General features: G+C 66.6%; 14 protein-coding genes. 12 read left to right on the forward strand and 2 right to left on the reverse strand.

The genetic code is table 11. The annotated features are described in order from the left end of the window. Window positions 1-440: 440 nt before the first annotated feature. Genes ACFXKA_RS35340 through ACFXKA_RS35375 form a run of 8 tightly spaced genes read left to right on the forward strand, consistent with a single transcriptional unit; the run spans window position 441 to window position 8,010 of the window. Window positions 441-986 (forward strand): MSMEG_0572/Sll0783 family nitrogen starvation response protein, encoded by a 546-nt coding sequence (locus ACFXKA_RS35340; RefSeq protein WP_364613046.1) that lies wholly within the window; start codon window positions 441-443, stop codon window positions 984-986. Between the two features lie 10 nt (window positions 987-996). Further along, window positions 997-2,055 carry an MSMEG_0568 family radical SAM protein gene (locus ACFXKA_RS35345; protein WP_379430640.1) on the forward strand — a complete coding sequence of 353 codons (1,059 nt, stop codon included), beginning with the start codon at window positions 997-999 and terminating at the stop codon, window positions 2,053-2,055. Between the two features lies 1 nt (window position 2,056). Next, a complete protein-coding gene (locus tag ACFXKA_RS35350) occupies window positions 2,057-3,523 on the forward strand; it encodes an MSMEG_0567/sll0787 family protein (RefSeq protein ID WP_379430641.1) in 1,467 nt (488 codons plus the stop codon). After that, window positions 3,520-4,443, forward strand: a complete 924-nt coding sequence (locus tag ACFXKA_RS35355) for a carbon-nitrogen hydrolase family protein (protein ID WP_379430642.1) — start codon at window positions 3,520-3,522, stop codon at window positions 4,441-4,443. The genes ACFXKA_RS35350 and ACFXKA_RS35355 overlap by 4 nt, the downstream gene beginning before the upstream one ends. Next, entirely contained in the window at window positions 4,436-4,756 is a 321-nt protein-coding gene (locus ACFXKA_RS35360) for an MSMEG_0570 family nitrogen starvation response protein (protein ID WP_379430643.1), read from the forward strand. The genes ACFXKA_RS35355 and ACFXKA_RS35360 overlap by 8 nt, the downstream gene beginning before the upstream one ends. Next, window positions 4,753-6,024 carry an MSMEG_0569 family flavin-dependent oxidoreductase gene (locus ACFXKA_RS35365; protein ID WP_379430644.1) on the forward strand — a complete coding sequence of 424 codons (1,272 nt, stop codon included), beginning with the start codon at window positions 4,753-4,755 and terminating at the stop codon, window positions 6,022-6,024. The genes ACFXKA_RS35360 and ACFXKA_RS35365 overlap by 4 nt, the downstream gene beginning before the upstream one ends. 10 nt (window positions 6,025-6,034) lie before the next feature. Beyond that, window positions 6,035-6,886, forward strand: coding sequence for a carbon-nitrogen hydrolase family protein (locus ACFXKA_RS35370; protein ID WP_379430645.1), 852 nt, complete (start codon window positions 6,035-6,037; stop codon window positions 6,884-6,886). Continuing rightward, entirely contained in the window at window positions 6,886-8,010 is a 1,125-nt protein-coding gene (locus ACFXKA_RS35375; RefSeq protein WP_379430646.1) for an MSMEG_0565 family glycosyltransferase, read from the forward strand. The genes ACFXKA_RS35370 and ACFXKA_RS35375 overlap by 1 nt, the downstream gene beginning before the upstream one ends. Window positions 8,011-8,690: 680 nt before the next feature. On the opposite strand, the gene ACFXKA_RS35380 is transcribed toward ACFXKA_RS35375, so the two are convergent. Further along, the gene (locus tag ACFXKA_RS35380) at window positions 8,691-9,812 is read right to left on the reverse strand and encodes a hypothetical protein (protein ID WP_379430647.1); all 1,122 of its coding nucleotides are present in this window, start codon (window positions 9,810-9,812) and stop codon (window positions 8,691-8,693) included. A 353-nt stretch (window positions 9,813-10,165) separates the two neighbouring features. Here ACFXKA_RS35380 and ACFXKA_RS35385 point away from each other — a divergent pair, with 353 nt between their 5' ends. Then, window positions 10,166-10,639, forward strand: coding sequence for an SLOG family protein (locus ACFXKA_RS35385; RefSeq protein ID WP_379430654.1), 474 nt, complete (start codon window positions 10,166-10,168; stop codon window positions 10,637-10,639). A 13-nt stretch (window positions 10,640-10,652) separates the two neighbouring features. On the opposite strand, the gene ACFXKA_RS35390 is transcribed toward ACFXKA_RS35385, so the two are convergent. Next, window positions 10,653-10,991 (reverse strand): hypothetical protein, encoded by a 339-nt coding sequence (locus ACFXKA_RS35390; RefSeq protein ID WP_379430648.1) that lies wholly within the window; start codon window positions 10,989-10,991, stop codon window positions 10,653-10,655. Window positions 10,992-11,045: 54 nt separating this feature from the next. Here ACFXKA_RS35390 and ACFXKA_RS35395 point away from each other — a divergent pair, with 54 nt between their 5' ends. The 3 genes from ACFXKA_RS35395 to ACFXKA_RS35405 all read left to right on the forward strand — a co-directional run bounded on the left by ACFXKA_RS35395 (window position 11,046) and on the right by ACFXKA_RS35405 (window position 13,695). Next, window positions 11,046-11,663, forward strand: coding sequence for a DUF4240 domain-containing protein (locus ACFXKA_RS35395; protein ID WP_379430655.1), 618 nt, complete (start codon window positions 11,046-11,048; stop codon window positions 11,661-11,663). Between the two features lie 44 nt (window positions 11,664-11,707). After that, a complete protein-coding gene (locus ACFXKA_RS35400; RefSeq protein ID WP_379430649.1) occupies window positions 11,708-12,502 on the forward strand; it encodes a hypothetical protein in 795 nt (264 codons plus the stop codon). Between the two features lie 212 nt (window positions 12,503-12,714). Further along, complete coding sequence (locus tag ACFXKA_RS35405; protein WP_379430650.1) at window positions 12,715-13,695, forward strand: NAD(P)H-binding protein; 981 nt, start codon at window positions 12,715-12,717, stop codon at window positions 13,693-13,695. The last annotated feature ends 414 nt before the right edge of the window (window positions 13,696-14,109 follow it).

A 14,109-nucleotide genomic window follows, 5' to 3' on the forward strand; every position in this document is an offset into this window, starting at 1 on the left:
GCTTGCACACGACCGTGGACGTCGGGCCTCCGAATCGTGGACCCCAAAAAGCCATGCACTGCGCTCGGCGCTACTACCTGGTAGCGATCACTACCGCCCAGTAGAGGTTTCGTCCATGTTTCGGATCGAGGGAGGTACTGGGTCGAGGCGATTAACAGAACACCGAAAAGCCCAGGGCGATGATTACACCGCATCGACTTCGCACCCACCCATGCAGCCCGCGATACATTGGCGGTGCGACTAATTACGTTGTCCCACAGTATGATTCGTGAGACGATCCGCACACGTGCGTCGTGAACATCCGGAAACCTCCAATTTTTCCGCAGGCGACCAACCGGAAACACACCGAGCGTGAACTTGGTCCATCGGTGACTACCCGGACACCAACGGGCGCACTGCCAATCACCGAATTCATACCGACCACGCCCAGGAGACGAATCATGTCGGCACCCACCACATCGACCTCCGAGATCGACAAGGCGATCGAGGAGAACATCGTGAAATCGCTCGCCGAAATCCCGCACCCGGCTCTGCCGAAGGGCACCAGTATCTATGGCGGCACCAAGATCTTTCCCGATTATCAGGCGGAGGCGGGTGAAACCTATTTCACGCTGGTTCACGGTATCGCCCATGAATCGTCGGTGAGTTTCGTGGCCATCCTGCAGGCGACGCGCGCACTCCGCAAAGGTTTCGAGTCCGCCATCTACTTCTACGGTCCCGGCGCGATCAACTGCCTTGCCACCCGCGGCTTTCCGACGACCGGCGACAGCGGGTTCCCCGGTGAGCAGAACATCAACGAGGCCCTCGCCACCTTCATCAAGGAGGGCGGGAAGGTGTTCGCCTGCCGGTTCGGTCTCGCCTTGCACGGTGCCCGCGAGGAGGACCTCATCGAAGGTGTGATCCCGGCGCATCCCCTGGACGTGCAGGACGCGCTGATCCACTACGCCCGCAAGGGCGCCATCATCAACTCCACCTACCAGCTGTAGGCCGACCGTCATGACCGAGGTATCCACGCGAGTAGATCTCGCACTCTTGGGCATCCGCGTCGATGTGCCGGTGCAGCGCCGTTCCGGTGCCGGCCCCAGCGACGACGGTCATGTGCTGTTCGGGGGTGCCGGCGCTGCCATCCCCCTCCGCCCCGAGAGCCCGTACACGATTCGTGCCGATCGGTTGCTCTACGAGGGCACTGATCTCGGCGTGACCGTCGAGCCGGTGCGCCGGCCCCGTTTCTACGACCTGCGCACGGCCGACGGTGTGGCGTACGAGCAGATCGCCAGGCTGCACGGCAAGGATGTGCTGGCGACCACGGTGGTGCAGACCTGCATCCGCTACGGCGAAGACCAACGGTGCCGGTTCTGTTCCATCGAGGCGTCGCTCGCGGCGGGCAGCACCATCGCGGTCAAACGACCGGATCAGCTCGCCGAGGTCGCCGAGGCGGCGGTGCGGCTCGACGGTGTCCGGCAGCTGGTGATGACCACCGGCACCTCGGCCGGAAAAGACCGTGGCGCAAGGCATCTCGCCCGCTGTGTGCGAGCCGTCAAGCAAGCGGTGCCGACCCTCCCGATCCAGGTGCAGTGCGAGCCTCCCGGCGATCTGGCGACTCTGACCGAACTGCGTGACGCGGGAGCCGACGCGATCGGCATCCACGTCGAGTCACTCGACGACCGAGTGCGGGCTCGTTGGATGCCGGGAAAGTCCACCGTGCCGCTGTCGGAGTACCGGGCGGCCTGGGCCGAGGCGGTGCGCGTGTTCGGCCGTAACCAGGTCTCCACCTATCTGCTGGTCGGTCTGGGCGAGGACCCGGACGAATTGGTCTCGGGTGCGGCGGAACTCATCGCCATGGGCGTGTACCCGTTCGTGGTGCCGTTCCGGCCGCTCGCGGGAACCCTGGCCGTCGACGTCGACGGTGCGAGCCCACCGTCCGCGGCGGTCCTCGAGGACGTGACCCGGCGAGTGGCAGCGGAACTGCGCCGGGTCGGCATGCTCGGCACGGACCAGAAGGCCGGATGCGCGGCCTGCGGGGCGTGCAGCGTATTGCAAACCGCGGGAGGCTGAGATGACGACCACCGAATCCACGGCCGCACGCCGATCCTGGCTCGACGAACTGTCCGGGGCGCGTGCCACATCGCCGGATTACTGTGTCCTGTCCGGACATACGGCCCCGGCCGAGCCCGAGGACGGATTCCTCATCCGGCTCGCCGAGCCCCGGCAGGTCGCCGCGTATCACGCGTTGCGTAGGAAGAATTTCGTCGTCGAGCAGGGCTTGTTCGCCGGCAGCGACGCCGACGACATCGACGATGACCCTCGGACCCGGATCCTGGTCGCGATCGCACCGGACGGTGCCGTGCTGGGCGGAGTGCGCCTGGCACCGGCCACCGCCGAGGATCTCGGCTGGTGGACCGGCAGTCGCCTGGTGGTGGACTGCGGGCGGCGCACCCGCGGTGTGGGCGGGGCACTCGTGCGAGCGGCGTGCGCGTACGCCGAAACCCATAACGTGCTGCGGTTCGAGGCCACGGTGCAGACCCGCTACGAGTTGCTGTTCACCCATCTCGGGTGGGTCGCGCTCGCCGAGACCACCGTGGCCGGTGCGCCGCATGTGCGGATGCGCTGGCCGATCGACCGCATCGAGCGGCTGGCGCGCTCCACCAAGGCCATGCTCGGGCAAACGCTGTCGGAGTTGGGCGATACACCGATGACACTGGGCGGCACCGGATTCCGAGGCGATGACGGCGCACCGGTACCGGGCTGCGACCTGGTCGCCGCGTGCGACGCGATCCTGCCGTCCATGGTCGAACGCGACCCGGAATGGGCCGGATGGTGTGCGGCCCTGGTCAACCTCAACGATCTCGCCGCGATGGGGGCCGAACCGATCGGCCTTCTCGACGCGGTCGCCGCGCCCACCCGGTCGCTGCTGACCCGGGTGCTCCGGGGCCTGGGTGCGGCCAGCCGCATCTGGGAGGTGCCGGTGCTGGGTGGCCACACCCAGTTGGGTGTCCCGGCGGCGCTGTCGGTCACCGCGCTCGGCCGTACCGCCCGGCCGGTGCCCGGAGGAGGCGGCGAGGTCGGCGACGAACTCCGGCTCACCGCTGATCTGGGCGGCGGCTGGCGACCCGGATATACCGGGCGACAATGGGATTCGTCGTCACACCGGAGCGGCGCGGAATTGCGGGCACTGGGCCGGTTCGTCTCGGACACGGGTCCGAAGGCCGCGAAGGATGTCAGCATGGCCGGCATCGCCGGGACCGCGGGCATGCTCGCCGAGGCCAGCGGCGTCGGGGTCGAACTGGATGTGGCGCGCATCCCACGCCCGCCGGGCGCCGAGTTGGCCGAGTGGATCACCTGCTTTCCCGGCTTCGCGATGCTCACCGCCGATCGCCCCGGCACCCCCGTCAATCCCGTAGGCCCGACGACGACCGCCGTGTGCGGCGTTCTCAGCGCGACTCCCGGCGTGCGGCTGCGCTGGCCTGACGGAGAAGTCACTCACGCGCTCGAAAGCGCGGTAACCGGATTGGGACACTCATGACCGAACTATCGATCTCCGTGGCCGCCGCCGAATTCGGCCGCGACATGCAGGCGTGCTACGCCACCATCGGCGCACTGATCGAACAGGCGCGCGAACGCGGTAGCCGACTGCTGGTGCTGCCCGAGGCCTGCCTGGGCGGCTATCTGCCCAGCCTGGGCGGCGGAGGGGAGAGCGAGGAGGCCAAGCAGCGCCGTCTGCGCAGTCTGCCGCCGGCTCTCGCCCTCGACGGCCCGGAACTGCGCCGCATCGCGGCGATGGCAGGTGAACTCGTCGTCACTCTCGGATTCTGTGAAGCCGATGGCGATCTCCGCTACAACGCCGCCGCGACCGTCACCGGCGACGGGGTGCTCGGCTCCTACCGCAAGGTACATCAGCCCCTCGGCGAAAACCTTTGCTACGCTGCCGGATCCGAATATCGCGCCTTCGACACCCCGGTCGGCCGCATGGGCATGCAGATCTGCTACGACAAGGCATTCCCCGAAGCCGCACGAGCGCTGGCACTGGACGGCGCGCAGATCATCACCTCGCTCTCGGCCTGGCCCACCGCCCGCACCGCCACCACCGAACGACTCGAGGACGACCGCTGGACCCAGCGCTTCGATATCTTCGACCGCGCTCGCGCAGTCGAGAACCAGGTGGTGTGGGTCGCGTCGAACCAGGCCGGGACCTTCGGCTCGTTGCGCTTCGTGTGCAGCGCCAAGATCGTCGGCCCCGGCGGCGACGTGCTCGCCACCACCGGTACCGAACCCGGTCTCGCCACCGCGACCGTCGACGTCGATCACGCACTCGAATTGGCGCGCGGCGGCGGCATGTACAACCTGCGCGACCGACGCCCCGAGCTCTACCACAGCGTCGTCGCCCGCCACGGCGTGGTCGGACAGCCCGCGGTGCCCGAAGAGTTGGAGGCGATCCATGCCTGAGATGACATTCGACATCCGCTGGCCGGACGGCAATGTCCAGTCCTGCTATTCGCCCTCGCTGGTGATCCACGATCATCTGGCCACCGGCGTCGACTATCCGATCGACGACTTCCTGACCCGTGTCTCGAGCGCTTTGAACACCGCGGCCGAGCGGGTACGCGAGAAGTTCGGCTTCTACTGCACCTCCGCCATGCAGACCCTGGACGCCATCCAAGCAAGCGCAGCACAGGCCCGGACATCACCGGGCACGGTACGCGTCCTGTCGATGACTCCGCCGTCGGTCGAGGCGGCAACCACCGGAGGAAAACCATGACCCCCCACGCAAACTCGGGTACCGCCGTGGAACACCGCGACGTCGTCGTGATCGGCGCCGGACAGGCCGGGCTCTCGATCAGCTGGCATCTGACCGCACGCGGGATCGACCATGTCGTCCTCGAGCGCGACACCATCGCCCACGAGTGGCGCGACACCCGCTGGGACAACTTCACTCTCGTCACCCCGAACTGGCAGTGCGTTCTACCCGGATACAGTTACGACGGACCGGACCCGCACGGCTTCATGAAACGCGATGAGGTCTACGCATGGGTGCGCGCCTATGCCGACACCTTCGATCCGCCGGTTCGCGAACACGTCGCCGTCACCGCGGTCACGGTAGCGGTCGGCGGCGGCTTCGACATCCAGACAACCTCGGGCCCACTGCATTGCGATCAGGTGGTGGTCGCAGTAGGCGGTTATCACACGCCGAGCGTGCCCCGCTTCGCCGAGCGGTTGCCGCGCTCGATCCGGCAACTCCACTCCGCCGAATACCGTAGCTCCGCCGACCTGCCCGCCGGTGCCGTCCTCATCGTCGGTACCGGCCAATCGGGAGCACAGATCGCCGAGGACCTCCATTTGGAGGGTCGGCAGGTGCATCTCGCGGTCGGGACCGCGCCCCGCGTCGCCCGCTTCTATCGGGGCCGCGATTGCGTCGCGTGGCTCGAGGACATGGGCCACTACGACATCCCGATCGAAGATCAGCCCGGTGGGCTGGGCAAGCGGGAGAACACCAACCACTACGTCACCGGTCGAGACGGCGGCCGCGATATCGACCTGCGCCAATTCGCGGTCGAGGGTATGGCGCTCTACGGCCGGATGATCGATGTCGCCGACGGCACAGCGCATTTCGAGCCGTCGCTGGAGCGGGACCTCGATGCCGCCGACGCGGTCGCCGAGAGCATCAAGGACTCCATCGACGCCTATATCGCCCGTGCGGGGATCGACGCGCCCCCCGAACCGCGGTACCGCCCGGTGTGGCGTCCCGAGCACGAGATCACCGAAATCGATTTGCCGGCAAGCGATATCACGTCGATAGTGTGGTCGGTCGGGTTCCGCACCGACTACCAGTGGCTGCGCGTCGGCGTCTTCGACGGTGAGGGCCACCCGTGCCACAACCGCGGCGTCACGACCACGCCCGGGCTGTACTTCCTCGGGCTGCCCTGGCTGCACACCTGGGGCTCGGGCCGCTTCGCCGCCATCGCCCGCGACGCCGAGCATCTCGCCGGGCAGATCACCGCCATCGCCCGCACCACCGCGGCGGCCTGAGGCGCAACCCATGGCCGTCACCCGAATAGCAGCCGTCGCAGCACATTTCGGCGCAGACATCGCCCGCGCCCTGGAGAAGATCGCCGCTATCATCGACCGGCTCACCCAGGACGGCGTCGACCTGCTCGTGCTGCCCGATGCGAGCCTCGGCGGCTACATCGGAGACCTCCGCAACCCGGACCCAGCCGCCGGGCCAGAGGCTATCGACCCCGATGGACCCGAGTTCCGGCTGTTGTGCCGGTTGGCCGGGGATATGACGATCTGCGTCGGCTATGCCGAACACGCGGACGGTGCCCGCTACAACGCCGCGGTGTGCCTCACCGGCGACGGGGTGCTCGGCCGCCACCGCAAAGTACACCAGCCGGCCGGGGAACACCTGGCGTACGCGGCCGGAGATCGCTTCGCGGCCTTCGATACCCCGGTCGGCCGGATCGGCATGCTCATCGACTACGACAAGACGTTCCCGGAATCCGCGCGCGCTCTCGCTCTCGACGGTGCCCGCACCATCGCCGCGCTGTCGGCCTGGCCCGCCAGCGTCACCGATCGCGCCTCCCGGATGCCCAACGACCGGCAATCCCGCCTGTTCGACCTGTACGACCAGGCCCGCGCCGCCGAGAACCAGGTGGTGCTCGCCTCGTCCAATCAAACCGGAATCACCGGCAACCTGCGCTTCCTCGGCCAGGCCAAAGTGGTCGGCCCCGGCGGTGACATCCTCGCCAAAACCTGGTCCAAGGGCGGCCTCGCGGTGGCGGAGCTCGACATCGACGCCGAGGTGGAGCGAGCCCGGCGCGTCCTGCGGCACCTGGAGGAACGCCGCGTCGACGCCTACCACAACCTGATGACCGAAAAGAGCGGCTACTGATGCGGATCGCACTCCTCACCTACTCCACCAAACCCCGTGGCGGGGTGGTGCATACGCTCAATCTCGCCGAGGCGCTCGCCCGGCTCGGCGCGCACGTCACCGTCTGGACGCTCGGACGGGGCGGTGACGCCGCCTTCTTCCGCCCCGTGGACCCCGCCGTGACCGTGCGCGTCGTTCCCTTCACCGGTGCCGACGGCGAACAGGTCGGGACGCGGATCATGCGCTCCATAGACGCATTGCGGCAGGCGTTCACTCCCGAGGACTACGACATCGTGCACGCACAGGACTGCATCAGCGCCAACGCCGTCGACCGCCGCATCCGCACCATCCACCACCTCGACAACTTCACCACCCCCGAACTCGCCCGCTGCCATGAACGCGCCATCGTCGAGCCCTACGCACACATCTGCGTGTCGGACGCCGTCGCGGCCGAGGTCCAGGCCGGATGGGGCCTGCGCCCCACCGTGATTCCCAATGGTGTCGAATACGACCGATTCGCGGCCGCCGCAGACAACTCTCCCGACGCCACGGATGCTCGCGCCGCCTGGCGACGCCGACTCGGACGGTACATCCTCGCCGTCGGCGGCATCGAACCCCGCAAAGGCAGTGTCGACCTGCTCGAGGCGTTCGCCCTGCTACGGCGCGATCATCCGGACCTGCACCTCGTCTTCGCCGGCGGCGAAACACTCTTCGACTACCGCGACTACCGCGCCCAGTTCGATACTCGCGCAACCGAACTCGACATCCGCCCCACCATCCTCGGCACCGTCCCCCACACCGAACTCCCCGCACTCGTGGCGGCGTCGGCCCTCCTCCCCTTCTTCTCCACCAAAGAGGGATTCGGACTGGCCGCCATGGAAGCCCTTGCCACCGGAATCCCCGTCGTAGCACGCGATCTCCCAGTGCTGCGCGAGGTATTCGGCGACACCGTCAGCTACGCGGCCACACCCGCCGAGCTGGCCGCGGAACTCGCGCGAGCGTTGGTTCCCGACCCGCGCCGCGCCGAGCAGGGCAAAGCCCTCGCCGCGCTGTTCAGCTGGGACCGAACGGCCCGAGCCCACCTCGAGTTCTACCGCACCCATTCCACAGCAGTACCGCGCCGAATGCTCACCACACACCACTGAACCGCAGAGAACATGGAAACCCCACCAACCTCGCGCACATCCGGTCGGTCGACTCGGCCCGAATCCCGAGGGACACACCGCTCGTCGAACAGACCGGCGCGAAAATACCTGTCAAACCCCTCTTCTCCGATCCCGGCACCGGCATGTCCGTGCAGCTCGCACCATCACTTGATGCGGCTGCACGCGGGCAGCACTCGACAACACGCTGGGTGAGGTCACCCGGCATCTGGGCATCGACCTACCGGGGTTACTCGCACACGTCACGGTCGGGCCCGCGGTGCACGAGCCCCAGGACCGGCAGCCCGGATACGCCGCCGGTTTCGTCGTCCGCGGCAGAACCTCGAATCCGCCCAACATTCGGCGAGTTCTACAGGAGCCCGAGTCCTCAGATGCTCAGTAGCCGAGCTGATTTCAACCGCGTGTGGATCTGGAACCGATCGGACGGCCAGGGCGCGCGGGGTCGAGGTGGTCGAAGTGCTCGACGCACCAAGAAGGACACTGTCGACGCGGCGACCCGCGAGGGCCTGCGGGACATCGTCTGCCTCGCGAAGTGGGTTGCTCGGTCGGGTTCAACGTCGATGGTGAGCGGTGGTCCGGTCGGCGGCGAGGACGATGACGGCGGGTTCGGGCCCGGGAGTTACTCCATGCACGCCACGGGAACCGACTGACGCGCCAGCGGTTCATTGGAGCACGGGGATCGCCGGAATCTGCTGGCCGCCGAGAAGTTTCCATACGTGGGCGCGTTCGGCCGCGAGGTCGATCGGCGCGTCGGCGAGGGTGTCGAGCAGCTGCTGCAGCGGCCATGTGTGCAATGCGCCGTAGCGGGCGGAGTAGAGGGCCGCGGTATGGACGGAGAAGGTGTCGGTGGTGTCGAACAGCGCGTAGCCGATGATCTGGTAGATGTCGGTCAGCGACAGCGAGTCCGATCGTTGCCCTGTCTCACGGTTGGCCGCGCCGAGACGGGTCTTCATCTCGATCAGGACGCCGTCCACGATGAGATCGGCATCAGCCGAGCAGAGCTGCGAGGCGGCGAACGTCGGCCCCAGGGCCACCGCCGACGATGGGTCGGGCAGGAATTCGGCCAGTTCGGTGAGAGCGAGTAGATACAGCGACCGCATCTCGGTGAGAGCGTCGCCGGGAGCCAGCGCGAGCAAGGCCTCGGTGGTGAATCGGTCGCTGCGAATTGGTTCGGCCAGTGGGGAGTTGGGGAAGACGAACCGGTTGCGGTACAGCTCCGTGCACAGCGCCAACGCCCAGCTCGCCCGGGCGACGATCTCGAAGGTGTTCTCCGGCAGCGGCCGCATGTACGCGTGACCTGCCAGTGTGGCCAGCTCCCAGACGACGGCGATGTGGTCGGGGCGATGGAAGATCGGTTCGGCGAACACCGCGGTTTCGGGTACGTACTCGGCGCCGCAGGTGAATCGGAGTAGGTAGTCGAAGGCCGCGCCCACGGTTCCCGGGCTGGCGCCGGTGCGGCCGACGAGCAGTGTGCCGGCGCGGGCTCGGTAGTCGGCTTGCACGGGTTCGAGATTCGGGTACCGGTGGTCGAGGTACTGACGCAACGGGCTGGCCTTGTCGTCGATCGCCCCCGCCAGACTGGAGTATTGATAGCTCACACGCATTACTGTGGCATGAGTTGTCGGTGGCGGCGGCCCGGCACGGTCTGTGTCGTGGAACTTGCCGACATACTTTTCCTGGTCGGCGATCTTGCGCTTGTACCAGTTGAGCGCGTCCTGCTTGCTCGTGTCGAGCGCGCCGCCGAAGGCGGTCCAGCTCTCGCCGGCCTCCCGCGCGTCGCGCATGACCATCCAGCCGCGGCCGGTCAGCAGGGCGACCAGGCGGCGGTTGGCCTCCAGCGCCTGCCGGTGACGGGTTCCGCCGAGGGGCGGTATGCCTTATACGGATGGCATGCCTCGGGCGTGCTCGGTGAGCGCGCCCGAGGCGATGGATTCCGGTCCGATCCCGGCGCGTCGATAGCACCGTCGGGGCAGATGGTGGTCCAGGACAGTGCGATTCGAGTTGACCGGAGCATTTGCCCGGATTCGGGTGTGAGGCGCTGTCGGTGAGGGGTGTCGGGGCGTGCTGGAAGAGTGGGCGGCGAGGTGGCAGTGGCTGATTCGAGGGAGGTCTGCGCGGCGTGGGAAGACGGGTTCTGGTGACCGGCTCGCGGTCGTGGGAGGACCGGCGCGTCATTCGGGATGCGTTGGCCGAGGTGTGGGATCGGGATGCCGTTCTCGTGTCGGGGGCTTGTCCGACCGGTGCCGACGCGCTGTGTGAGGCGTGCTGGACCCATTGGGGCGGGCAGGTTGAACGGCATCCGGCGGATTGGAAGCAGTTCGGTCGGCGCGCGGGCTTTCAGCGGAACGCAGAGCTGGTGCGGTTGGGCGCCGATGTGTGTCTGGCCTTCATTCGCGACGGTTCGGCCGGTGCCAGTCATACTGCCGATTTGGCGCAACGAGCTGGTATCCCGACGCGCATCTTCCGGTCCGGGATCGTGCCCAGGGCGTTGGGCGCTGAAAGCGGTCCCGGCGATTGTGGTTGCCGGGACCGCTTTCGTGCGCGGTCGAGTGGGCCTGGTTCAGGTCGTGTCGTGGGCGGGGGTCAGGATCGAATCGGTTTCGGCCAATAGTCCGCAGTCAACGTCAACCCGGTGTTCCGAGGGCACTCAGGATCGCCAGTGCGTCCTCCCGCGTGGATGAGTACACATCCGAGGCGAGTTCGCGAAGCTGTGCCACGAGTCGACTCCGGTCCGCCGCATTGCCCCACCGAGGATCGCTCGTGATCGCATCCCGAATGCCCTCGGCAGTCAGCAGATCCGCCGAGCACTCGACCAATGCCGCTAGGACCAGGCATAGTTCGTACGGCGCGTCATAATGCTGGTCCAAGAAGCCTTCAGCCGTGGCATGTATGGCCGCGGGGTCCTGCCCGTCATCCTGCAGCCGACGCAGCAGACCCGATACCCCGCGGATGCTCGCATTCATAGTTGCCACTCTGACACAGTGTCATTCGTGAATAGCGATTCGTTCTAGCACATCATCGACGCCGCCGGCACAGACCGTGCACCGTTCGCCAAAGGGTTGGTCGATCACCTGGCAGACCTCGCCCCGAATGAAAACCTCGAATACCAAGACCGCTTCCTCAATATCCATGACGCCCTTTACCGCTGGGACGCGTGGGCAGCCGCATACCTGATCGGCGACGGTTGCTCAGACGATCGGTTCGAAGACTTCCGCGCCGGCGTCATCGCGCTCGGCAAAGACTGGACCGACAAGATAGACGCCAACCCCGACAACCTGGCCGACCATCCGGTCGTGATCGCCGCAGCCGCAGAATACGACCAAGACGCGATAGCCGATGAAACCGTCCTCTACACAGCCATGACCGCGTACGAACGAGGTACGGGCGAGGACACCTCGAAGGCGTTCCTGACGAGGAGGTCTCGGCCGGCAGTCACGTTTCGCGAGGAAACCTGGTGCCCCCGGAGTGCGCGCCCAATCGGTGATCGCTGTGCTTTCCTGCCGGTCCGCCACCGGACGGGCCCGCCCGCCGACGGCCGCCTCGGCGCGCTTGGAACGACCGACCTTGCGGGCCTTGTCGCTCCACGGCTCCAGGGCCTCCCGCCCGAAGCACAGAACGTCTTTCTATGCCGATGAGCGTTCGGTTCAGCACGCAGCTATCGATCTTGTAGGTTCAGTTCGTGTCCGACACCATGTGGCAGCTCAGGACGTTGTTCGGTTCGCTGCTGAATGGTCCTGCGAATTGGGGAAGCGAGCAGTTCGGGCCGTGGTTCGAACAGCGACCACACGTGCTCGCAGAGCTTCACGAGTGCGGCACGCACGAGGCATCTACTCAACAGATTCCCGTCGAACGCCTGTGGGGGCTGTACGCGCTCAACCGCCTGATGGACATGCTGTTGGTGCCTCTGCAACCGCACTACCTCGAAACCGCCTACCAGGGCGCGTCGCCGTCGGCTTGGGCCGAATTCACCGAGCTGATCGGGGCGACCCCCCTCGGCGAGAACGGATTCCATCCGTTCTTCCATGAGATCGTCGACGTCGTTGTCGCCGACGACCCGGATGAACCGGCGACGGTGGTCGGCCAGTATTGGCCCGGGGCGTTCATCGGGAACTTGCTGCTGGTGCGTTCCGGGGTCGCCGTGCGTGCCGGGTCATCGGTTCTCAACCCGCATGCGGCCGCTCGCTCGAGTATGTACTGGACGTTCTGGCGCTGCTATCGCCAAGTTCAAGACCTGTCCGACGGATGGGGTTCGAACTCCCAGTGGCGCACAAGCTTTCGCCGCGACTACTACCTCAGCGGTGAACTGCATTACAACACCGACGGCCAATGGGACGATGACCCTTTGCCCGACAACGACGATCTGTCAGCTCGGGAGCGACTGGACCTGCTGCGGTTCCGTCATGGAACACTGCGCGACCTAGGCACTGAACGCTGGCCCTACGACGACCACTTGGTCGAACGCTGGCAACCATAATCGGAGCCACACGCCACGGCCAGCGCAACGCGTCGGAAGATCAAGGGGCCGTGCGGGCTCGAGGACCGGGCCAACGCACCATCATGCCGCGAGGCGTGCTGACCGAACCGGCCTCGATCGGCCGGCGGAACGCGCCAGAGCTTCAATACAGGCGATCGCCCGCAGCTCGTTCATGATTGCCCCCATGAGAGAGCCCTGATCACAGTGGACTCGTGGTGGGTCAACTCTCGCCGGAGTCGCCGAAATCGGTGCGCAACGAAGTGCGTTGGCTGCGAGTAGCTTTCCCTCACCCGGGCAAGCGCGACACGAAGTCGCCCTCGAAAGATTGCTCATGGTGGCGCAACGGTACGACGAGGACTATCGGCCAGCTACTCGATGACATCGATCACGCGCACGTCCCGCCCCAGAACGGAGCTGAAATCCAGTTGTTTCGCGTGTTTCCGGTCGGATTGACTACACGCATGATTGTCATCACCGCCGCTTCCGGGGCGCTGGGCAGCCTCGTGGTCGAACGCCTGCCCGCCAACTTGGTCCGGCCCGCTGTCCGGCATCCGCGTCACCCCGGGCAGGTGCGGGCCGACTACGACGATCCCGCCAGTATGCGTGAGGCCTTCTCCGGAGCCGAACGGCTGCTGTTGATCTCCTCTCCCGAACTGGACCCCGCGCGCCGTCTGCGCCACCACCTCGGCGCCCTCCAAGCGGCACAGAACGCGGGAGTGAAGTCGGTGGTCTACACCAGCTTCCTGGGCGCCGACACCAACCCGACAAGTCTGACCGAGGCCCACCACGCCACCGAGCAGGCCATCATCGAAAGCGGCCTTCCGCACACCATCCTTCGAAACCCCCTCTACAGCGAGCCATTTCTGCCTCCACGAACAGCCTCCGAGGTGCTGAGCGGAACGGACGGCAGAGGACTGAACACTGCCTTCCGTACTGATCTCGCGCAGGCCGCGGCCACAGTACTGCTCGAGGACGGCCACCTGGGACGCGCCTACGATCTGACCGGACCGCTGTGGACCTTCCCCCAGCTTGCCGCCGCACTCGGGCTGCCCTACCGGGAACAGACACCACCCGGCCCGATGGGCTGGTTGCACACCCTGGCGCGCTCGGGCGAATTCGAACGACAAACAGGCGACCTGGAAAATCTGCTCGGCCGCCGGCCAATACCGATCATTCCCCACGCCGTCGAGTAAAACGTCCACCCGCGACAGGACCGCCGAACATACGGTCGCTCGTCGGATCGTCGAGACGCGCCCCGGCATTCTCGAGCGGACCTTCAGCACGCGGGCGTGGGACGCCGTGTACTGGTCGCTTGCGCCCAACCGCCGGAACCAAGAGGGGAGGAATCCGACCGGGCTGGCCGAGATCGCCGAATTCGGGGCAGAGCTCTTCGTTTCGGGTGCGACTGTGACACAAGGAATTCCGCTCCAGTTCGTCCGACCGGATACCGCGCGGACTGTAGCCGAGTATGTGAAGAGCAGTCGGGGAAGTGACTGGGCCCCGGTTGCAGGCCCACCGGTTATGCGAGTTGGATTTGTTGCTCGAACTCGGTCGGTGACCATTGCTGACGGAATGCGTTGGGGCTGAGGAAACCGAGCGATCCGTGT

The sequence above is a fragment of the Nocardia sp. NPDC059228 genome (genome assembly GCF_042754245.1).
Lineage (GTDB): Bacteria > Actinomycetota > Actinomycetes > Mycobacteriales > Mycobacteriaceae > Nocardia.

Coding starts and splice junctions, on each gene's coding strand:
- ACFXKA_RS35380 (WP_379430647.1), bottom strand. CDS start 9,812: ATGCGCGACGCGCGGGAGGCCGGCGAGAGCTGGACCGCCTTCGGCGGC.
- ACFXKA_RS35360 (WP_379430643.1), top strand. CDS start 4,436: ATGCCTGAGATGACATTCGACATCCGCTGGCCGGACGGCAATGTCCAG.
- ACFXKA_RS35355 (WP_379430642.1), top strand. CDS start 3,520: ATGACCGAACTATCGATCTCCGTGGCCGCCGCCGAATTCGGCCGCGAC.
- ACFXKA_RS35350 (WP_379430641.1), top strand. CDS start 2,057: ATGACGACCACCGAATCCACGGCCGCACGCCGATCCTGGCTCGACGAA.
- ACFXKA_RS35345 (WP_379430640.1), top strand. CDS start 997: ATGACCGAGGTATCCACGCGAGTAGATCTCGCACTCTTGGGCATCCGC.
- ACFXKA_RS35375 (WP_379430646.1), top strand. CDS start 6,886: ATGCGGATCGCACTCCTCACCTACTCCACCAAACCCCGTGGCGGGGTG.
- ACFXKA_RS35370 (WP_379430645.1), top strand. CDS start 6,035: ATGGCCGTCACCCGAATAGCAGCCGTCGCAGCACATTTCGGCGCAGAC.
- ACFXKA_RS35390 (WP_379430648.1), bottom strand. CDS start 10,991: ATGAATGCGAGCATCCGCGGGGTATCGGGTCTGCTGCGTCGGCTGCAG.
- ACFXKA_RS35365 (WP_379430644.1), top strand. CDS start 4,753: ATGACCCCCCACGCAAACTCGGGTACCGCCGTGGAACACCGCGACGTC.
- ACFXKA_RS35340 (WP_364613046.1), top strand. CDS start 441: ATGTCGGCACCCACCACATCGACCTCCGAGATCGACAAGGCGATCGAG.